General features: G+C 71.6%; 16 protein-coding genes, 1 tRNA gene and 1 pseudogene. 7 read left to right on the forward strand and 11 right to left on the reverse strand.

The window, feature by feature from the left end:
• Positions 1-313: 313 nt before the first annotated feature.
• The 3 genes and pseudogenes from KIF24_RS00055 to KIF24_RS00065 form a co-directional block, all read left to right on the forward strand.
• A complete protein-coding gene (locus KIF24_RS00055; RefSeq protein ID WP_221082188.1) occupies positions 314-1,525 on the forward strand; it encodes an esterase-like activity of phytase family protein in 1,212 nt (403 codons plus the stop codon).
• A 118-nt stretch (positions 1,526-1,643) separates the two neighbouring features.
• Positions 1,644-1,862 carry a hypervirulence associated TUDOR domain-containing protein gene (locus KIF24_RS00060; protein WP_221082189.1) on the forward strand — a complete coding sequence of 73 codons (219 nt, stop codon included), beginning with the start codon at positions 1,644-1,646 and terminating at the stop codon, positions 1,860-1,862.
• A pseudogene (locus KIF24_RS00065) lies at positions 1,849-2,193 on the forward strand (DUF3140 domain-containing protein); the annotation flags it as partial. The gene KIF24_RS00060 and the pseudogene KIF24_RS00065, both read left to right, overlap by 14 nt.
• Positions 2,194-2,214: 21 nt before the next feature.
• On the opposite strand, the gene polA reads toward KIF24_RS00065, so the two are convergent.
• The 8 genes from polA to KIF24_RS00105 form a co-directional block, all read right to left on the reverse strand.
• Complete coding sequence (polA, locus tag KIF24_RS00070) at positions 2,215-4,914, reverse strand: DNA polymerase I (protein ID WP_221082191.1); 2,700 nt, start codon at positions 4,912-4,914, stop codon at positions 2,215-2,217.
• Between the two features lie 120 nt (positions 4,915-5,034).
• Positions 5,035-5,745, reverse strand: a complete 711-nt coding sequence (locus tag KIF24_RS00075; RefSeq protein ID WP_221082192.1) for an ABC transporter ATP-binding protein — start codon at positions 5,743-5,745, stop codon at positions 5,035-5,037.
• Positions 5,735-6,676, reverse strand: a complete 942-nt coding sequence (locus tag KIF24_RS00080) for an ABC transporter ATP-binding protein (RefSeq protein WP_221082193.1) — start codon at positions 6,674-6,676, stop codon at positions 5,735-5,737. The genes KIF24_RS00075 and KIF24_RS00080 overlap by 11 nt, the downstream gene beginning before the upstream one ends.
• On the reverse strand, positions 6,669-7,847 hold the full coding sequence (locus KIF24_RS00085) for a branched-chain amino acid ABC transporter permease (protein ID WP_407939842.1): 1,179 nt from the start codon (positions 7,845-7,847) through the stop codon (positions 6,669-6,671). Before KIF24_RS00085 ends, KIF24_RS00080 begins: the two co-directional genes overlap by 8 nt.
• Complete coding sequence (locus KIF24_RS00090) at positions 7,844-8,827, reverse strand: branched-chain amino acid ABC transporter permease (RefSeq protein ID WP_221082194.1); 984 nt, start codon at positions 8,825-8,827, stop codon at positions 7,844-7,846. The genes KIF24_RS00085 and KIF24_RS00090 overlap by 4 nt, the downstream gene beginning before the upstream one ends.
• A 69-nt stretch (positions 8,828-8,896) precedes the next feature.
• Entirely contained in the window at positions 8,897-10,048 is a 1,152-nt protein-coding gene (locus tag KIF24_RS00095) for a branched-chain amino acid ABC transporter substrate-binding protein (protein WP_221082195.1), read from the reverse strand.
• 364 nt (positions 10,049-10,412) lie between these two features.
• Entirely contained in the window at positions 10,413-11,633 is a 1,221-nt protein-coding gene (locus KIF24_RS00100; protein WP_221082196.1) for a hypothetical protein, read from the reverse strand.
• Between the two features lie 52 nt (positions 11,634-11,685).
• Positions 11,686-12,306, reverse strand: coding sequence for an ANTAR domain-containing response regulator (locus KIF24_RS00105; RefSeq protein ID WP_221082197.1), 621 nt, complete (start codon positions 12,304-12,306; stop codon positions 11,686-11,688).
• A 107-nt stretch (positions 12,307-12,413) separates the two neighbouring features.
• Here KIF24_RS00105 and KIF24_RS00110 point away from each other — a divergent pair.
• Positions 12,414-12,487: transfer RNA gene (locus KIF24_RS00110), tRNA-Leu, on the forward strand.
• A gap of 24 nt (positions 12,488-12,511) precedes the next feature.
• On the opposite strand, the gene KIF24_RS00115 is transcribed toward KIF24_RS00110, so the two are convergent.
• Positions 12,512-13,687 (reverse strand): trans-sulfuration enzyme family protein, encoded by a 1,176-nt coding sequence (locus KIF24_RS00115; RefSeq protein WP_221082198.1) that lies wholly within the window; start codon positions 13,685-13,687, stop codon positions 12,512-12,514.
• An 83-nt stretch (positions 13,688-13,770) separates the two neighbouring features.
• Between KIF24_RS00115 and KIF24_RS00120 the strand changes: the two genes are divergently transcribed.
• Both KIF24_RS00120 and KIF24_RS00125 read left to right on the forward strand, forming a co-directional pair.
• Positions 13,771-14,250 (forward strand): Lrp/AsnC family transcriptional regulator, encoded by a 480-nt coding sequence (locus KIF24_RS00120; protein ID WP_221082199.1) that lies wholly within the window; start codon positions 13,771-13,773, stop codon positions 14,248-14,250.
• Between the two features lie 121 nt (positions 14,251-14,371).
• On the forward strand, positions 14,372-15,373 hold the full coding sequence (locus KIF24_RS00125) for an LLM class flavin-dependent oxidoreductase (RefSeq protein WP_407939846.1): 1,002 nt from the start codon (positions 14,372-14,374) through the stop codon (positions 15,371-15,373).
• A gap of 322 nt (positions 15,374-15,695) precedes the next feature.
• Here the strand turns inward: KIF24_RS00125 and KIF24_RS00130 are convergent, their stop codons facing one another.
• Entirely contained in the window at positions 15,696-17,921 is a 2,226-nt protein-coding gene (locus tag KIF24_RS00130) for a rhamnogalacturonan lyase family protein (protein WP_221082201.1), read from the reverse strand.
• A gap of 219 nt (positions 17,922-18,140) precedes the next feature.
• On the opposite strand from KIF24_RS00130, the gene KIF24_RS00135 reads away from it, so the two are divergent.
• Complete coding sequence (locus KIF24_RS00135) at positions 18,141-19,565, forward strand: pyridoxal-dependent decarboxylase (RefSeq protein ID WP_221082202.1); 1,425 nt, start codon at positions 18,141-18,143, stop codon at positions 19,563-19,565.
• A gap of 4 nt (positions 19,566-19,569) precedes the next feature.
• Here KIF24_RS00135 and KIF24_RS00140 read toward each other — a convergent pair whose 3' ends face one another.
• Positions 19,570-20,547 (reverse strand): sulfite exporter TauE/SafE family protein, encoded by a 978-nt coding sequence (locus KIF24_RS00140; RefSeq protein ID WP_230414679.1) that lies wholly within the window; start codon positions 20,545-20,547, stop codon positions 19,570-19,572.
• Positions 20,548-20,602: the final 55 nt, after the last annotated feature.

Here is a 20,602-nt window from a genome sequence, read left to right on the forward strand (position 1 = left end):
AAGCGCGCTGCGGAACCTCGGGGGTTGTCGGAGGCGGCACGGCGTCGTCGGGCGCTGGCCGATCAGGTGGCCAACACTCTTGCGAATCGGGCACCCCTTGGCGTGTGGCGCGGTGAGACGGATGTGATCGCGCAACAGGTGATGCCGGCTCGATTGGGCGAGGATCCGGCCATGCTAGCGCCCCAGGGCCCGTCGATCCGGACCGGCCGCGGCGGCTGCCCCCCAGAACTCACCTGCCCGGCTCACCGGACGCCTGACGGGCGCCACCGGCAGGTCTTCTTCGGTTCATCCGCGCTCCCTAATGTCCGGTCTCATGAGAGAGATCAGCACCAGGCGCCTGGGGCGGGCCCTCGCCGGCGCCGGCGTCCTCGTCCACGTCCTGACCCTGGGTGGCACCGCGTCCTTCGCCGGCGGCCCGAAGGTCGGCACACCGACGCTGACCGGCTTCGCCGCGCTGCCGGCCGCGACGTTCGTGGCGGGCAGTGAGCCCTCCGGCAGTCTCGTCACCGGCAACACCAACGGCTACTCCACCCCGTTCGCCGACCAGCCGATCCAGGGCTTCTCCGGCATCGCCGACAACGGCGACGGCACGTTCGACGTGCTGTCGGACAACGGCTACGGCAACATCGCCAACTCGGCCGACTTCCTGCTGCGCATCCACCGGCTCGCCCCGGTCTTCGCCACCGGCACCGTCGACGTGCTCGGTGGGATCAACCTCACCGACCCGGGCCACCACGTCCCCTGGGAACTGACCCGCCCGGACCGGGTGCTCACCGGCGCCGACTTCGACGTCGAGTCGATCGTCAAGGCGGCCGACGGCACGTACTGGATCGGCGACGAGTTCGGCCCCTACCTGCTGCACTTCGACCGGGCCGGCCGGCTGCTCGCCGCCCCCGTCCCGCTCGACGGCGTGGTCGCCCCGGAGACCGCCGCGCGCACCGGTGTCCCCGCCACCCTCGGCGGCAGCAAGGGATTCGAGGGCCTCGCCGCCTCCCCCGACGCCCGCCGCCTGTACGCGATGCTGGAGGGCAGCGTCGCCGGCGACCCCGCAGGGCACCTGAGGATCAACGAGTTCGACCCGCGGACCGGCGCGTACACCGGTAAGCGGTACACCTACCGGCTCGATGCGGCCAACCTGGCGATCGGCGACGCGATCGCCATCGACAGGCACCGCTTCCTGGTCATCGAGCGCGACGGCGGCCAGGGTGCCGGTGCCGTGATCAAGCGGCTCTACGTCGCCGACAAGCGCGACCGCAACCGCGACGGGCTGCTGGACAAGACGCTGCTGGTCGACCTGATGGACATCGCGAACCCGAAGCGGCTGGGCGGCTTCGGCAGCACGTTCACGTTCCCGTTCCAGACCATCGAGAACGTGGTGATCCTGGACGACAGGACGGTCGCCGTGCTCAACGACAACAACTTCCCGTTCTCCACCGGCCGGGCGGCCGGCGTGGCCGAGGACAACGAGTGGATCACCATCAGGCTGCCCGCGTCGCTCGACCCGGACCGGCGCATTCTCAAGTGAGCCGGTGACCACCCGTCGGCCGGGCCGCGCCCTGGCCCGCCCCAGCGGGGCGGGCCGGTGGTTGCGGCCCGGACCGCCAGGGGCGTTTCCGCCCACCCGGCCGGGGTATCCGGGCGGCATGGCCGAGACGGAGTTCCACCCGGGCGACCACGTCTCCTGGGCCAGCCACAGCGGCCGGGGGCACGGCGTGGTGCAGGAGAGACTGACCGAACGCACCCGCCTGCGGGGTCGCGCCGTGAACGCCTCCCCGCAGGCGCCGCAGTACCGCATCCGCAACGACGACTCGGGCCGGGACGTCGCCCATCGCCCGGAGGTGCTGCGCCGTGAACCGGGATGACGACGACCAGCAGACCTACCGGGAGTTCACCGACGCGGTGAACATGAAACCCGCCGAGCTGCGGCGATGGCTGGAGACCCCGGAGTCCAAGCACGTCGGCTGGCGGAGGAGGGGCGCCGGGGGCGGCGAGTCGGTCGGCCACGAGTCGGGCCGGAAGATCATCGACCTGCTGCGCCGCAAGCGGGACCAGTTCACCGCGGCCGACTACAAGCACATGCGCAAGGTGATCGGGTACGTGCACCGGCACATGGCGCAGCGCCCCTCCGGCGACGTCCAGGACACGAGGTGGCGCTGGTCCCTGATGAACTGGGGCCACGACCCCCTGAAGGGCTGATCGACAGCAGGAGACCGGTCAGTGGTCGGCGGTGTTCCAGTCCCGTCCCTCACCGACCGACACCTCCAACGGCACCGAGAGCGGGTACGCGCCACCCATCTCACGCCGCACCAGCTCCTCCAGGGCCGCCCGTTCCCCCGGCGCCACCTCGAAGACCAACTCGTCGTGCACCTGTAGCAGCACCCGGGAACCCGAGCCGGCGTCGCGCAGCGCGGTGTCGACGTGCAGCATGGCGACCTTGATGATGTCCGCCGCGGAGCCCTGGATCGGCGCGTTGAGCGCCATCCGCTCGGCCATCTCCCGCCGCTGCCGGTTGTCGCTTACCAGGTCGGGCAGGTAGCGGCGGCGGCCGAGGATGGTGGAGGTGTAGCCGTCCTGCCGGGCCCGGGCGACCACCTCCTGCAGGTAGTCGCGGACGCCACCGAAGCCGGCGAAGTAGTTCTCCATCAGCCCGCGCGCCTCCTCGGCGCTGATGCCGAGTTGCTGGGACAGGCCGAAGGCGCTCAGCCCGTACGCCAGGCCGTAGTTCATTGCCTTGATCTTGCGGCGCTGGTCCGGGGTCACCTCGGCCAACGGCACCACGAAGACCGAGGAGGCGGTCGCCGCGTGGAAGTCGGCGCCGGAGTTGAAGGCCTGGATCAGCGCGTCGTCGGCCGACAGGTGCGCCATGATCCGCATCTCGATCTGGCTGTAGTCGGCGGTGAGGAGGCATTCGTACCCCTTCCCCACCACGAACGCGCGGCGGATCCGCCGCCCCTCCTCGGTGCGGATCGGGATGTTCTGCAGGTTGGGCTCGGTGGAGGAGAGCCGGCCGGTGGCGGCCACCGTCTGGTTGAAGGTGGTGTGGATCCGACCGTCGTCGGAGACCGACTTGAGCAACCCGTCCACGGTCGACTTGAGCTTGGCCACGTCCCGGTGACGCAGCAGATGGGCCAGCACCGGATGTGGATTCTGTGCGTGGAGCCACTGCAGGGCGTCCGCGTCGGTGGTGTAACCCGTCTTGATCCGCTTGGTCTTGGGCAGGTTCAGCTCACCGAAGAGGATCTCCTGCAACTGCTTGGGCGAGCCGAGGTTGAACTCCCGCCCCACCGCCTCGTACGCGCCCTGTGCGGCGGCCTTCACCTCGGCGGCGAAGTGCGCCTCCAACTCGGAGAGGTAGTCGGTGTCGGCGGCGATGCCGGTGCGCTCCAGTTGCGCCAGCACCCGCATCAGCGGCAGTTCCACCCCGGCCATCAGCCGGGCCGACTGCTCCCCGTCGCGGGACAGCTCGGCGTCGATCGCCTCGGCCAGGTCGAGGGTGGCCCGGGCGTGCAGCATGAGGTTCTGCTCGGCCACGCCGTCGCCGCCGAGACCGTCCAGCGTCAGCTGGCCACTTTCCGGAGCGTCGACCCGCAGCTCCCGGTGCAGGTAGCGCAGCGCCAGGTCGGTCAGGTCGTAGGAACGCTGGTCGGGGCGGGCGAGGTAGGCCGCGATCTGGGTGTCCCGGGCGATGCCGGCCAGCGACCAGCCGTGCGCGGCGAACGCGAGCACCGCGGGCTTGCTGTCGTGCAGCACCTTGGGCCGGGTCTCGTCGGCCAGCCAGCCCGCGAGGGCCGTTTCGTCGGCCTGCGCCAGCCCGCTCGGGTCGAACCAGGCCGCCGCGCCGCCGGTGGTGGCCAGTGCCATCGCGCTGACGGTGGCGGTGTGCCGGCGGTTGGGGCCGGTGTCGAGCTTGACCGCGACACCGACCGGAACGCCGGCCGGTGCGTGCGTCTGGAGCCAGCCAGGCAGGGCACCGGGCGCCGCGAGCACCTCGCCGGCCAGGTCGAAGCCCGCCTCGGCCTCCGGCTCGACGGCGTCCAGGTACTGGTAGAGCCGGTCGCGCAGGATGCGGAACTGGAGGGTGTCGAAGACCTGGTGCACCGCCTCGCGGTCCCACCCCTGCCAGCGGGCGTCCTCGGGACGCAGCGGCAGGTCCAGGTCCGACACCAGGCAGTTGATCTCGTAGTTGCGGATCACGTCGGCCAGCCGCTCGCGCAGGCTGTCGCCGGCCTTGCCCTTGATCTCGTCGGCGCGGGCGATCACGCCCTCCACCCCGCCGTACGTGTTGATCCACTTGGCCGCGGTCTTCGGGCCGACGCCCGGGACGCCGGGCAGGTTGTCGCTGGTCTCACCGACCAGCGCGGCCAGGTCGCGGTAGCGGCCGGGGCCGACGCCGTACTTCGCCTCGACCGCCGCCGGATCCATCCGGGCCAGGTCGGAGACGCCCTTGCGCGGGTAGAGCACGGTGATCTGGTCGTCGACCAGTTGGAAGGCGTCCCGGTCGCCGGTGGAGATCAGCACCGGCATGCCCTGGTCGCGAGACTGGCAGGCCAGGGTGGCGATGATGTCGTCGGCCTCGTAGCCTGCCATCTCCACCACCGGGATCCGCAGCGCCGCGAGGACCTCCTTGACGAGGCTCACCTGCCCCTTGAAGTCGGTCGGGGTCTCGCTGCGGCCCGCCTTGTACTCGGCGTACTTCTCCGTCCGGAAGGAGCGGCGGGAGACGTCGAAGGCGACCACGATGTGGGTCGGCTGCTCGTCACGCAACACGTTGATCAACATCGAGGTGAAGCCGTAGACCGCGTTGGTCGGCTGCCCGGTCGTGGTGGAGAAGTTTTCCACCGGCAGGGCGAAGAACGCCCGGTATGCCAGGGAGTGTCCGTCGACGAGGAGCAGGCGCGGGGTCGTAGCTGTCACGGCAGCGACTCTAGTCCGTACCGCCGACAAGCCTGGCGCGGCGGCGCCGCCGGGGCCGGACGGAACGCCGACGGCCGTCCACCCGCGAGGGACGGACGGCCGCCGACGGTACGACGCACCTCAGGCCACGCCCAGGTACGCCTCCTTGATCGAGGGGTCGTGCAGGAGTTCCTCGCCGGAGCCCTCCTTGACGATCCGCCCGGTCTCCAGGACGTAGGCCCGGTGCGCACGGGAGAGCGCCTGCTGCGCGTTCTGCTCCACCAGCAGGACGGTGGTGCCCTGCTGGTTGATCTCCACGATGATGTCGAAGATCTGCTGAATGATCATCGGAGCGAGGCCCATCGACGGCTCGTCCAGCAGCAGCAGCTTCGGCCGGCTCATCAACGCCCGACCGACGGCGAGCATCTGCTGCTCACCGCCGGAGAGCGTGCCACCGGCCTGCTTGCGCCGCTCGCGCAGCCGGGGGAACATCTCCAGCACCCGCTCCAGGTCGGCGGCGATGCCGGCGTGGTCCCGCCGGGTGTACGCCCCCATGTCCAGGTTCTCCAGGACGGTCATGCCGGGGAAGATCTGCCGGCCCTCGGGGGACTGGCACAGGCCCCGGACCACCCGCAGGTCGGCGCGGAGCTTGCTGATGTCCTCACCGTTGAAGGTGATCCGGCCGCCGGAGAGCGACCGGATGCCGGAGATCGCCCGCATGGTGGTGGTCTTGCCGGCACCGTTCGCGCCGATCAGGGCCACCACCTCGCCCTCGTTGACGGTAAGGCTGATGCCGTGCAGCGCCTCGATCCGGCCGTACGAGACGCTGACGTCGTCCAACTCAAGCAGCATCGGCGGGCTCCCCCAGGTAGGCCGCGATCACCCGCGGGTCTCGGCTGACCTCGTCCGGCCGGCCGTCGGCGATCTTGCTGCCGAACTCCAGCACCACGATCCGGTCGGTGACACCCATCACCAGCCGCATGTCGTGCTCGATCAGCAGCACGGTCACGCCCCGGTCGCGGATCCGGCGGATCAGGCCCAGCAGTTCCTCCTTCTCGGCCGGGTTGAACCCGGCCGCCGGCTCGTCCAGGCAGAGCAGCTTCGGCTCGGTGCCGAGCGCCCGGGCGATCTCCAGCCGACGCTGGTAGCCGTACGGAAGGTTGCGCGCCTCGTCGTTGGCCCGGTCGGCGATGCCGACGAACCGCAGCAGATCCATCGCCTTGTCCTCGGCCGCCCGCTCCTCCAGGATGTGCCGGGACAGCCCGAAGGTCTTGGCGAAGCTCCGGCGCAGCTGCTGCCAGGTGCGCACGATGCCGTCGGGCGCGGTCACCTGGGGCAGTTGCTCCGGCGTGGGCCGCACCCGGTAGAGCCGGAACAGCGCGCCGGGGACGCTCGTCTTGTGCCGGGAGTCCGTCCCGACCATGACGTTCTCCAGCGCCGACATCTCCGGGAACAGCCGGATGTTCTGGAACGTCCGGGAGATGCCCAGCCGGCTGATCTGGTGCGGCTTGCGGCCGGTGACCCGCTCGCCGCGGAACCGGACCGCACCCGAGGTCGGCTTGTAGACCCCCGTCATCACGTTGAAGCAGGTGGTCTTGCCGGCACCGTTGGGCCCGATCAGGCCGAGGATCTCGCCTTCCTGGATGTCGAAGCTGATCCCGTTGAGCGCGACCACGCCACCGAACCGGAGCAGGACCTCGTCGACCTCCAGCAGCGTCCTGCGCGGCCCCGGCTGGGCCGGGATCTTCGGCGCCGCCGGGGTGGTGATGTTCTCGTCAGACATGAGCGGGTGCCTCCTCTGCCTGCGCCGCACGGTCCTTCAGCTCGCGGGCCCGCCGGCGACTGGGGATCAGACCCTGCGGTCGCAGGATCATCACCAGCACCATGGCCAGGCCGAAGGCCAGCCAACGGTAGTCGGCGACCTCCCGGAACCGCTCCGGCAGGTACGCCAGCAGCACCGCGCCGACCGACACGCCGATCATGTTGCCGGACCCACCGACCACGACCATCGCCACGAAGAGGATGGAGAGGTTGACGTTGAACTGGGTCGGGTCGATGAAGGCGTACCGGCTGGCGAACAGGAAGCCCGCGAAGCCGCCGAGCGCAGCGCCGATGGCGAAGGCCCAGAGCTTGAACTTGAACGGGTAGACACCCATCACGGCCGCGGCGTCCTCGTCCTCCCGGATGGCCAGCCAGGACCGGCCGACCCGGCTGTGCTCCAGCCGGCGCACCGCGAAGACCATGAGCAGCACCACGGTCAGCGCCAACCAGTACCACGGCTTGACGTCGATCAGGCCGAAGACCTGGTTGTCCGGCGACGGCGGGCCCTCCGGCCCGGGGATCGCCGAGATGCCCTGAGGCCCGTTGGTGACGTTCTCCGCGTTGCGGGCCACGATCCGGATGATCTCGCCGAAGCCGAGCGTCACGATGGCCAGGTAGTCACCGCGCAGCCGCAGCGTCGGCCAGCCCAGGATCACCCCGGAGATCAACGCCAGCACCAGCGCTATGAAGGCGCAGATGGCCCAGGTCACCGCCCAGGTCGCCGGCAGGTTGAACTCCGCCTGGAACCACTGCACCACCGGCGAGTTGACCGAACCGAACAGCGCCACCCCGTACGCCCCGATGGCGAAGAAGCCGATATAGCCGAGGTCGAGCAGGCCGGCCAGCCCGATCACCACGTTGAGCCCGATCGCCACCAGCACGTAGACGGCGCAGGTGAACAGCACGCCGGACCAGTTGCTGCCGCCCGAGATCGAGTCGGTCCGCAGCCCGTTCAGCCCGGGAATCACCAGGCCGCCGGGGAGCTTGCCCAGGTAGGGCAGGTGGTAGAGGAACGCGACGAAGGCCAGCAGGCCGAGAGACCGCTGCCACTTCGGCAGTGTTTGCCAGCGGTCGCCCATCGAGGCCAGGACGCCGGCCCGGCGGCGCTCCATCCCACGCAGTTTGTTGATCATGCCCGGGCCCTCCCCAGCGACTCACCCAGAATGCCGGTGGGACGGAACATCAGCACCACGACCAGCACCACGAAGGCGATGACGTCCTCCCAGTTGGACGCGAAGAGGGTGGCGCCGTAGACCTCGACGATGCCGAGGAACAGCCCGCCCACCAGCGCGCCGCGCAGGTTACCGATGCCACCGAGCACGGCCGCGGTGAATGCCTTGAGGCCGAGCACGAAGCCGATGCTGTTCTGCGTGAAGCCGAAACGCATGCTCCACAGCAGCGCCGCCGCCCCGGCCATGATGCCGCCCAGCACGAAGATCAGCATGATCACGCGCTCTTGGTTGACGCCCATCAGCGCCGCCGTCTCCGGGTTCTGCGCCACCGCCCGCACGCCCCGGCCGTAGCGGGTGCGGTTGATGAACCAGTCCAGCAGCGCCATCATCACCACGGCGGCCACGAAGACGATCAACTGGATGTTGGTGATCGACGTGCCGAGGACCGTGAAGAGCGTCTCCTGCTCGATGATCGTCGGCATGCCGAGGATGATCCGGGCCCGGCCGAAGATCGAGGGCACCGCCTCACCCAGCAGCTTCGGCAGCACCAGGCCGAAGATCTCCACCAGCACCAGCGACAGACCGATCGCCGTGATGAGGAAGATCAGTGGGGGCGCGTTCTTGCGCCGCAGCGGGCGGTAGGCGATCCGTTCGAGCGCCAGCGCCGTGCCGCCGGAGGCGACCGCCGCGACTATCAGGCCGAGCACCAGAAACAGAATCGCCTGGCCGATCGGCGGGTTGTTCTCCACCCCGAAGGCGGTCCACAGGCCGAGCACCGCGAAGGTGCCGACCATGAAGACCTCGGAGTGCGCAAAGTTGATCAGGCGCAGCACGCCGTACACCAGGGTGTAGCCGAGGGCGATCAGGGCATAGATGGCCCCTTTGGACAACCCGTCGACGGTGTGCTGGCCGATGTGGCCGAAGAGATCGTCGAAATTCACCAGGTCTCCTTGCATGGAGCGCGGCCGGGGCTACGAACAAGAAACCCCGGCCGCACTCGGTGCCGATCGTCAGCTGAGCTTGAGCTCCTGCAGCGGCTCGAACGCCGTGCCCTTGATCTCGTACGACCAGATGACGACCCGCGACGGGTCCACGTCACCGTTCTCGGCGAACTTGATGTACTTCGACACGCCCTGCTTGTCGTACGCCTTCACGTACTCCAGGATCTCGGCACGGGTCTTCTTGCCGTCCTTGAAGGCGTCGGCGAAGATCTGCGCGGCGTCGAAGCCCTCAGCGCCGTAGGAACCCGGCGCCTGACCAAACTCGGCCTGGTAGTCGGCGGTGAAGGTGCCGCCGGCCTTGTCCGCCGGGAGGCAGGGGCAGGTGATGATGGAGCCCTCGGCACCGCCGGAGGCACCCGCCGGGAAGGCCGGGTCGTAGAGACCGTCCGGGCCGATGAACTTGGCCTCGACACCGCCGGCGCGCATCTGGCGGACCAGCGGCGCGGCCTCACGGGTGTAGCCGCCGTAGAAGACGAAGTCGGCGTTCGCCGCCTTGATCTTGGAGATCGTCGCGTCGAACTGCGCCTGCCGCTCCTGGATCTTGTCGCTGGCGGCGAGCGTGGTGCCCAGGTTCTTGGTCAGCTCGGCGGTGATGCCGGCGCCGTAGGCGCTGGCGTCGTCGATCAGGAAGACCCGCTGCGCGTTCTGCGCCTTGAGGTAGGTCGCCACGGCACCCGCCTGGGTGCCGTCGTGGCCGACCACCCGGAAGAAGGACTTGTTGCCCTTCTGGGTGAGGTCGGTCCGGGTCGCCGACGGGGCGACCATCACCAGGCCGGCGGCCTCGTAGACCGGCATGGTGGCGTCCGACTCGCCGGAGAAGTGGCCACCGATGACACCGAGGAACGAGGCGTCACCCGCGACCTGGTTCGCCACCGGAGTGGCCTGCGCCGGGTCACCCTGCGTGTCGAACTCGACCATCTCGATCTGGCAGTCGGCGTTCGCGTCGTTGTGCTGCTTGATCGCGAGCTTCGCGCCGTTCAGCGACGGCAGCACCAGACCCGCGTTGTCACCGCTGAACGCACCGAAGATGGCGATCTTGCCACCGCAGTCCCCCGACGCGACGTCGTCGCCATTGCTGCTGGTGTCCTGGCACCCCGCGGCGGCGACCAGCACCGCGGCGAGCGCGGCAGTACCCAGCGCCCTTGAATAGCTTCGCCTCACGGCTTCCTGACCTCCTCCAGAAGCAGGCCGGCACCCGGCCCGACCGGCGACGACGGGCTGTGGCCCGCCACCACCAGCCAAGCAAGGGCGCCCCCTGCGTTACGGCTCGTGATGGCGGAGCGTACCCACACTCATACGGTCAAGGAAGGGGCTGGAGCGGGGTCTGCGAAACCGTTACGAAGAAGCCCCCAAACGCTGCCAAGCCCGTAACAGATCAATCCGCTGACCGGTCGTTGAGCGGCCGGCCGGCCGCCGCCCGGGACGCCATCGAGCATCGTCACGAACCGGTCCAGGCGGCCGAGCCCGCTCCTCCGAGCGGTGGCGCCGACAACCAGGTCGGTTACTCACAGTAGCGATGCGGCCACTATGTCGCCGCGCTGTGGCCGATCCACAGCGACGTGCCGGTGCCGTCGTCCACCGCCAGCCACCACCGCTGCCCCACCGCGGCCAGGCTCACCGCCCGACCCGCGCCGACCGGAGCCGCCGCCGGCAGCTCGACCGGGCGCCACCCGTCGCCCCCGTCGGTGGACAGCCACCCGCCGTACCGCTCGCCGTCGGAGACCACCGCCATGACCCGCCCGGCCGAGGCGGTCACCGCGCCCACGGAGGGCACGCCGGCGCCGACCCGACCGAATCCGCCGCCGGTCACCCAGCCGGCGTCCGCCAGCCGCCACGCGCCGAACGCCCGACCGCGCAGGCCCACCCCCACCGGCGTGCCGTCGACCAGGACGACCCGTTGCAACTCCTCGTGCTCCCCGGTGCCCGGCAGCACGGTCCGTCGCCAGTCGCGCCCGTCGGCGGAGGTCCAGACCACCGGATCCCGGTCGATCCGCCCCGGGAGCAGCACGCCGCCCACCGCCAGCCAGCCGGCCGGACCGCCCAGCGCGTCGAACGCCCAGGTCACACCCTGCTCGTCGGTGGACAGCTCCGGCGCGCCCTCGACCAGGGTGAACTCCGCCGCGTCGGGCGACACCCAGGCCGCCGCGCCGCTGGACCGGTTGCCGACGATCAGCCAGCCGGCGGGACCGGCCGCCAGCCGGGACACGTTTACCGCCCTCGGCCCGCCGTACAGCTCGAATGACGCCGCCACCTCGACCAGCGTGCCGTCACCGCGCTGCCACCAGGTGCTCACCCGCGGGTTGCCGTGCGCGCCACCGACCTTGCCGCCCACGGCGGCGACGGCCCCGTCGCGGCAGGCGATCGAGAACAGCACGCTCCGCCGCCCGTAATAGGAATCGGCCACCACCGGCACCGGCGTCCACACCGCACCGTCCCGGCTGGACCAGACGGCCGGGCGGGTGTCGCCGGAGTCCTCGGCCACCGCACCTGCCGCATACCACCGGCCCTCGCAGGCCGCGAGGTCACGGAGCAGGATCCGCCCGGCGCCGTCGGGCGACGGCAGCCGGACCTGCTGCCAGTCCATCCGGAGCGGCCCCGGGTCGGCATCGCGCCGCGCGGGCGCCGGACAGCCGACCAGCAGCACGGCGAGCAAGCCGCACGCCGCCAGGAGGAGCCGGCGGCCCCCGGGTACGCGGGGACGGCGCACACCGGGCTGCCGGGTTCGCGCGAACCGCCGAGCACCCATTGGCCAGATGCTAGCCCCCGCAGCCGACCACCCGGCCCGGCGAACAGGTCGGTCAGGGGGTCGGCTCGGCCACCTCGCCGCCGGCGGTCTCGGCGAGAATCCGCTCGGCGACCTCCTTCATGGTCATCCGGTGGTCCATCGCCGTGCGCTGGATCCACTTGAACGCCTGCGGCTCGCTCATGTTGTAGGTGGTCATCAGCGCGCCCTTGGCCCGCTCGACGGCCTTGCGGACCTCCAGCCGGTCGGTCAGACCGGCGACCTCGGCCTCCAGCGCGGCGATCTCTGAGTAGCGGGACAGCGCGATCTCCACCGCCGGCACCAGGTCGCTCTTCTGGAACGGCTTGACCAGGTACGCCATCGCACCGGCCGCGCGGGCCCGCTCCACCAGGTCGCGCTGGCTGAAGGCGGTCAGGATGATCACGGGGGCGATCCGGGTGCCGGCGATCCGCTCGGCGGCGGCCAGCCCGTCCATGATCGGCATTTTGATGTCCAGGATGACCAGGTCGGGCTTGAGTTCCTCGGCCAACCGGACGGCCGCCTCGCCGTCACCGGCCTCGCCGACCACCTCGTAGCCCTCCTCGGCCAGCATCTCGGCCAGGTCCAGCCGGATCAGCGCCTCGTCCTCGGCGATCAGTACCCGCCTGCGCGCGGCATCCGTCTGCGTCTCGGCCACGAGCCACTCCCACCCAGTCTGAGCCCTGACACCCGCGGTACCGGGTGTCGCCGCCCCTAGCGTAGTGGGTAACCTATGGGGCGACGCGACAGGCGTTGAGCGAGAAAGTCCCCGTATTCCAACAGGTAGAGAAACGGAGCTCAAACCTCCGACAGTGTGGGTTCGAATCCCACCGGGGACACCCTCTGTGCCGTACGGGCGGTCGTCAGCTCGACGCGAGCGCCTGCTCCAGGTCGACGCGCAGGTCCTCCGGGTCCTCCAGGCCGACCGAGAGGCGCAGCAGCCCGCCGCGGGGCTTCGCCTCCCCCTCGACCGGGCGGTGGGTCAGCGACGCCGGGTGCTGGATGAGGGTGTCGACCCCGCCGAGCGAGACGGCGTGGGTGATCAGCCGGCAGGCGTCGGCGACCGCCGCCGCGGCCGGTGCGCCGCCGCGTACCTCGAAGGCGAGCAGGCTGCCCGGGCCGGCCAGCTGCCGGCCGACGAGCCCGGCCGGGTCACCGATGCCGGGGTGGTGGACCCGCTCGACCGCCGGGTGGTCGGCGAGCCAGGCGGCGAGTTTCTCCGCCCCGGCCTGCTGGGCACGCACCCGCAGCGGCAGCGTCTGTAGGCCGCGGTGCAGCAGGTACGCGCCGAGCGGGTGCAGGATCGCGCCGGTGAGGGCGCGGACCTGACGTAGCCGCACGGCCCATTCGGTGTCGCAGGCGAGCACCCCGGCGAGGACGTCGCCGTGGCCGCCGATGCTCTTGGTGGCGCTGTGCAGCACCAGTCGGGCGCCGTAACGGGCGGGCTGTTGGAGCACCGGTGTGGCGACCGTGTTGTCGATCAGCAGGGGCACCTCGCCGGCGGCGTCGGCGAGGGCGGCGATGTCGACCAGGTCGAGCGTGGGGTTGGCGGGGGTCTCGGCGATCACCAGGGCGGTGTCGGGGCGGACCGCGGCGGCGACCTCGTCGGGGCGCGCCCAGCTGATCTCGGTGCCGAGCAGGCCGGTGGCGAGCACGTGGTCGGTGCCGCCGTAGAGGGGGCGGACGGCGACCAGGTGTCGCTTGCCGTCGCGGGTCGCGGCGAGCAGGGCGGCGGTGAGCGCGGCCATTCCGCTGGCGAAGGCGACCGCCTCGGTGGTGCCCTCCAGTTCGGCGAGGGCGGTCTCGAAGCGGGCCACGGTCGGGTTCCACAGCCGCTGGTAGACGGCGCTGGCGCCGGCGGGGAGGGTGCCGCCGGTGGCGAGGGTCTCGTACGCGTCGCCGCCGGTGGCGACCGACGGCAGGGGGTTGGTGGTCGAGAGGTCGATCGGCGGCACGTGGACGCCGAGAGCGGCCAGGTCGTCGCGGCCGGCGTGCACGGCTCGGGTGTCCACGGTCGTCATGGGAAAAGGGTCGAACAACCCACCTGTGGGTGGCAATAGTTTCGAATATCATTCGTCCAATCCTCTTTCTGATCCGATGTTGTTCGATGGAGGATGGCGACATGCCCCCCGCATCGAACGATGTGCGGCCGTTCGCGGCCCTCGACGACACCGACCGCGCGATCCTGACCGAACTGGCCGTCGACGGCCGGCTGGCGAACAACGCCCTGGCCGAACGGGTGGGGGTGGCCCCGTCGACCTGCCTGGCGCGCACCCGGGCGTTGCGGGAGTGCGGGGCGATCCGGGGGTTTCACGCGGAGGTGGACCCGGCGGCGGTGGGGTTGCCGTTGCAGGCGCTGGTGTCGGTGCGGCTGACCGAACACGCGCGGGCGGCGGTGGACGCGTTCCGGGCCCGCTCGGTGCGGTTGCCGGGCGTGGTGTCGGTGTTCCACGTGGCCGGCGCCGACGACTACGTGCTGCACGTACGGGCGGCGTCGGCGGAGTCGCTGCGCGACTTCGTCCTGGACCACCTGGCCGTGGACCCGGCCGTGCAGCACACCCAGACCAGCCTGATCTTCGAACAGGCTCGCGGCCGGGGTTGAGCCGCCGGCACCGCCACGGCCGCGAGCCCGCCACGGTTGTCGACCTCGCCACGGTTGTCGACCTCGCCACGGTGCGGCCCGAGGGGGAACAAATGCCGCACCCGTCGGGTTGGCCAGCCGTGTGATCGACGTACCGCTGTCTGTCCTCGACCTCGCCCCCGTCGCCGCCGGCGCCACCGCCGGTGCGGCGCTGCGGCACACCACCGAACTGGCCCGGCGCACCGACGAGCTGGGCTACCGCCGGTTCTGGGTGGCCGAGCACCACAACATGCCGGCCATCGCGTCCTCGGCGCCCGCGGTGCTGATCGCGCACCTGGCCGCGCACACCAACGACATCCGGCTCGGTTCGGGCGGGGTGATGCTGCCCAACCACCCGCCGCTGGTGGTCGCCGAGCAGTTCGGCACCCTGGAGGCGTTGCATCCCGGGCGCATCGACCTGGGCATCGGCCGGGCGCCGGGCACCGACCAGGTCACCGCGCTGGCGTTGCGCCGGACCATGGAGGGCCTCTCGGCCGAGGGCTTCCCCCGGGAGCTGGCCGACCTGATGGGCTACTTCGACGACGCCGCGGGACGGATCACCGCCACCCCCGGGCGCGGCCAGCGACCGGCGGTGTGGCTGCTGGGCTCCAGCGGGTTCAGCGCCCAGCTGGCCGGTGCGCTGGGCCTGCCGTTCTCGTTCGCGCACCACTTCAGCTCGCAGAACACGCTGCCCGCGCTGGCGCTGTACCGGCAGAGTTTCCGCCCGTCGCGCTGGCTGGACCAGCCGTACGCGATGGTGGCCGTCAACGCGGTCTGCGCGGACACCGACGAACGCGCCGAGTGGCTGGCCGGGCCGGCCGGGCTGTCGTTCCTGCGGCTGCGGGCCGGGCGGCCCGAGCCCCTCGCGACACCCGAGGAGGCGGCGGCGTACCCCTACCAGGACATCGAACACGAGTTTCTGGCGCAGCGCCGGCAGGGCCAGGCGACCGGCTCGCCGGGGACGGTGCGCCGGCAGTTGGGTGACCTGCTGGCCAGTACCGGCGCGGACGAGCTGATGCTGACCACGATGGTGTACGACATCGACGACCGGGTGCGTTCGTTCGAGCTGATCGCCACCGAGGTCGCCGGCGGCCTGGGCCGCTGATCCCGCGCGCCGCGCGCCGGCGGGCCGGTGGGCCGGGCGGCCTCTCCGCCGGGCCGGCCGGCAAGCGGGACGGGCACCGACCGGCGGGGGGCATGGTGGGCCAGGTCACAGCGTTGCCGGGCCGCGAAACACGATCTTCACGGCAGCGTCACCCTCGCGACGCGGAGGCGGCCTAACTTTAGACCCGGTGGTGGTACGGCACTCCCCGGTCGGGACGGGTCGGGGGTGCCGCGGTGTGGGGCACCGGGCCGCAGTTGTGCGGATTCCGCGATTGCGGCCCGGTGCCTGTCCCGTTTACTTCTATCGCCTTCTCACCCCCGGGTCAACGCAGGTGGATGCGCGGCGCGGGCGGGGCGGCCATCCCGTCGCCGAGGAAGAAGCTCGGGTGCGGTGGCTGGTTGTAGGCGGTGTTCTGCCAGGCGATCGCGACCCGGTACTGCAGGTCGTGCATCAGCGTGTGGACGCGGGTACCGGTCACCGCCGGGGTGCTGTAGATCCGCAGGGCCCGGCTGTCGGTGGTACGCCACACCACCTCTTCCCGCCAGTCGCCGAGGATGTCGGCCGACAACGCGGGCGTTGCCTTGGTGCCGTTGTTCGAGGCGACGTCGCTGCCGGTGAGCAGGCGGGTGTCGCCGCCGGTGCCGTACTTGTCGATCCGGGTGGCGTCGAGCAGTTCGCGGACCGGGTCGCCGTCCCACCAGACGAGGAAGTTTGTGGAGGAGGGCTTGCGGCCGACGTTCTGGCCTCGGGTGTTGGCCAGGCCGCCGACCGCCGACGACCAGGACTCGGCACCGGGGCTGCCGGCCCAGATGTCGCCGGCGACGCCCCGGCCGTTGTCGCCGGCCGCCGACGTGGACCAGATGAGCTGGCCGGTGCGGGCGTCGGCGAGGTAGGAGCTGGGCTTGCTGCCGTCCTCGTTGACCTTGAAGACCTCCAGGCCGGCGCGGGCCGGGTCGAGGTCGCCGACGTGCATCGCGTCGCCGTGGCCGCTGGCGGTGGAGTGCAGCAGCCGGCCGTTGTCGTCGATGGTGGCCGCGCCGTAGACGATCTCCTGGCGGCCGTCGCCGTCGACGTCGGCCACCGACAGGTTGTGGTTGCCCTGGCCGGCGGCGGCACCGTTGCCGCCGGTGTTGGAGTCGAAGGTCCACCGCCGGGTCAGGCCGCCGTTGCGGAAGTCCCAGGCGGCGATCACCGCACGGGTGTAGTAGCCCCGCGCCATGATCAACGAGGGTCGCTGCCCGTCGAGGTACGCGGTGGCGGCGAGGAACCGGTCGACCCGGTTGCCGTAGGAGTCGCCCCAGGAGGAGACGTTGCCGCGCGGCGGGTCGTAGTCGACGGTGGAGAGGGCGGCGCCGGTGCGGCCGTCGAACATGGTGAGGTACTCCGGACCCGCGAGGACGTACCCGCTGGAGTTGCGGTGGTCGGCGCCGGCGTTGCCGATCACCTGGCCGGTGCCGGAGCGGGTCCCGTCGGCGGTCTTCATGGCCACCTCGGCGTCACCGTCACCGTCGAAGTCGTACACCTGGAACTGGGTGTAGTGGGCGCCCGCGCGGATGTTGCGGCCCAGGTCGACGCGCCACAGCCGGGTGCCGGTGAGTGTGTACCCGTCGACGTGGACGTTGCCGGTGTAGCCGGACTGCGAGTTGTCCTTGGCGTTGGACGGCTCCCACTTGACCACGAACTCGTACCGGCCGTCGCCGTCGAGGTCACCGACGCTGGCGTCGTTGGCGGAGTAGCTGTACGCCTCGCCGGTCGGGGTGGTGCCGCCGGGCGGGACCTGTAGCGGCACGTCCAGGTAGCCGGCGGGGAACTGCACCGCCGGTGCGGACGGTGCCTGCTCGACGCCGTCGACCACGGCCCGCACCGTGTACGCGGCACCGGCGGCGGCACCGCTGTCCAGGTGGTTGGTCGCCCCCGTGATCGGGCTGGCGTTGACCCGGGTGGCGCCCCGGTAGAGGTTGAACGCGACGCCGGAGGTCTCGGTGCCCAGCAGCCGCCAGGAGACCAGGTTCCCCGATCCGGAGCGGACACTGACCAGGCCCCGGTCCAGGTCCTCCGCCTGCATCGAGCCGGTCGGCGGCGGCGTGGTGGGCGACGGGGGCGGTGTGCTCGGCGGCGCGGTGGTCGGGGTGATGGCGCCGGTGCAGGTGGTGCCGTTGAGGGCGAAGCTCGCCGGGGTCGGATTGCTGCCGGTCCAGGAGCCGTTGAAGCCGAAGTTGGTGCTGGCGTTGGTGCCCAGCGTCGCGTTGTAGTCGACGTTGCGGGCGGCGACCTGGGTGCCGGACTGGGTGACGGCCGTGTTCCAGGCCTGGGTGACCTGCTGGCCGGCCGGCCAGGTCCAGGTCAGCGTCCAGCCGGCGAGCGGGTCGCCGAGGTTGGTCACGGTGACGTCGGTGCCGAAGCCACCGGGCCACTGGTTGGTGACCCGGTAGTCGACGCGGCAACCGGCGGCGGCGGCCGAGGCGGTCAGGGTGGTCAGCGATCCCGCGACGAGGGTGGTGGCGGTGACCGCCGCGAGCAGGGCGACCCGGCGGGTGGAGACGGGCATGGGGTGTCCTCCGGTGGAGGTCGGGGCGGCCGTTCGACCGCCGGCGTGCCCAGGCCGGCGGGACGCGCCGCGCTGGCGGCAGGGATCACAACTGGTCGACGTTGCTGAATGCGTTCCCGCGCAACTGCGATGCTAGGGCAAGCGCTTTCTGCACACAGTCGGCCGCGATCCTTGCCCCCGGGCCGGATTTCTTGATCAACTCTAGGGGTGGCGACGCACATGACACCCGACGAGTTCCGCCAGGCCGGTTACGCGGTGGTCGACTGGATCGCCGACTACTGGGCGACGCTGGACCAGCGGCCGGTGACCTCCCAGGATCCGCCCGGTGCGGTGGCCGCCGGGCTGCCCGCCGGACCACCGGCGCACGGCGAGCCGGTCGCCGCGCTGCTCGCCGACCTGGACTCGCTGGTCACGCCCCGGCTGACGCACTGGCAGCACCCCGGCTTCTTCGGCTACTTCCCGGCGAACACCTCGGGGCCGAGCGTGCTGGGTGACCTGGTCAGTGCCGGGCTGGGCGTGCAGGGGATGCTCTGGGCCACCGGGCCGGCCTGCACCGAGCTGGAGACGGTGCTGCTCGACTGGCTGGCGGACATGCTGGACCTGCCGGCACGGTTCCGCTCGACCGGGTCCGGCGGCGGGGTGATCCAGGATTCGGCCTCCTCGGCCACCCTGGTGGCCACCCTGATCGCGCTGCACCGGGCCGCGGGCGGGCGGTGGCGCCAGGTCGGCGTGGACCGCCGTTTCCGGGTGTACGCCTCCACCGAGGCGCACTCGTCGGTCGAGAAGGCGGCCCGCATCGCCGGCCTCGGTGCCGACGGGGTACGCCTGATCGAGGTGGATCCGGTGACCCGGGCCATGTCGCCGACGGCGCTGCGGGCCGCGATCGAGGCGGACCGGGCCGCCGGGGTGGTGCCGGCCCTGGTGGTGGCCACGGTCGGGACGACCTCCACCACCGCCGTGGACCCGTTGCCGCAGCTCGGCCCGTTCTGCGCCGAGCAGGGCCTGTTCCTGCACGTCGACGCCGCGTACGCGGGTGCCGCGGCGGTCTGTCCGGAGCTGCGCTCCGGCCACGCCGGGCTGGAGTACGCCGACTCCTACTGCTTCGATCCGCACAAGTGGCTGCTCACCGGCTTCGACTGCGACGCCTTCTGGGTGGCCGACGCGGCGGAACTTGTCGACGCGTTGACCGTGCTGCCGGAGTATCTGCGCAACGCGGCCACCGAATCCGGTGCGGTGATCGACTACCGGGACTGGCAGGTGCCGCTGGGCCGCCGGTTCCGGGCCCTGAAGCTGTGGTTCGTGCTGCGCTGGTACGGTGTCGAGGGCCTGCGCGCGCACATCCGGCGTGGCGTCGCACTGGCCGCGCGGTTCGCCGACCGGGTACGCGCCGACGACCGGTTCGAACTGGTCGCCCCGCACCCGTACGCCCTGGTCTGTTTCCGGCTGCGCGGCCCGGACGGGCCGAACGAACAGCTGCTGGCGGCGGTGAACGCCACCGGACGGGTGTACCTGACCCACACCCGGGTCGGCGGGCGGCACACGCTGCGCCTCGCCGTCGGGACGCCGCAGACCGCCGAGGCGCATGTCGACGAGGCGTGGGAGCTGATCTGCCGGGCCGCGGCGGCTCTCCCGGAGCGCGGCTGAGGGGTCAGCGGTCGGTGCCGGAGGAACCGACGCCGACCGGGTCCGGGTCGGCCGGCCGGGTGCCCTCGGCGGCGTCGCCCTGGATCGCGGTCCCGGTCGCGGTGGCCGTGACGAGCGCGCGCTGGCGGCGGGTACGCAGCAGGATCCGGATCGCCAGGGTCAGCGCCGCGATCCACCCCGCGGCCAGCAGCAGGTAGGCGACCGTCGGCAGGGCACCGCCCAGATCGGCGGTGCGCATCAGGACGCGGGCGTTGGTCAGCACGATCACACCGCCGACCGCGGCGCCGAGCAGCTGTGCCGGGACGATGCGTACCAGCCATGCCGCGATCGGTGCGGCGATCAGGCCGCCGGCGAGCAGGGCGAGCACGATCGGCAGCAGGAAGCCCTCGGTGCCCAGGCCGATCAGGAATCCGAGACTGGCGGCGGACGCCACGACGAACTCGGAGGTGTCCACCGAGCCGATCACCTTGCGGGGCTCCAGCCGCCCGCTGACCAGCAGGGCCGGCGTCGCCACCGGGCCCCAACCGCCACCGCCGGTGGCGTCGACGAAGCCGGCGACCAGGCCGAGCGGGCCGAGAAAACGCCCGCGCAGCTGGCCGGCCGCCGGGTTGCGGCGCAGCGGCCGGGAGAACCGGACGAGCAGGTACGCGCCGAGCGTGAACAGGATCGCGGCCATCCACGGCGCAGCGGACTCGGTGGAGAGCGCACTGAGGAAGGTGGCGCCGGCGAAGGCACCGACCGCGCCGGGCACCGCGATCCGGCGTACCACCCGCCAGTCGACGTTGCCGAACCGCCAGTGCGCCGTGCCCGCGGCGAGGGTGGTGCCGATCTCCGCCAGGTGCACCGAGGCGGACGCGGCGGCCGGGGCGACCCCGACCAGGAGCAGCAGCGTCGAGGAGGTCAGGCCATAGGCCATGCCGAGCGCCCCGTCGACCAACTGCGCGGCCAGTCCCACCAGCGCGATGACGAGTAACCTGCGCATCGGCGCCCCCTCACTTTTCGGCATCTCCTATCGACTTGGTCGACAATGCGGCATG

The sequence above is a fragment of the Micromonospora tarapacensis genome, assembly GCF_019697375.1.
Lineage (GTDB): Bacteria > Actinomycetota > Actinomycetes > Mycobacteriales > Micromonosporaceae > Micromonospora > Micromonospora tarapacensis.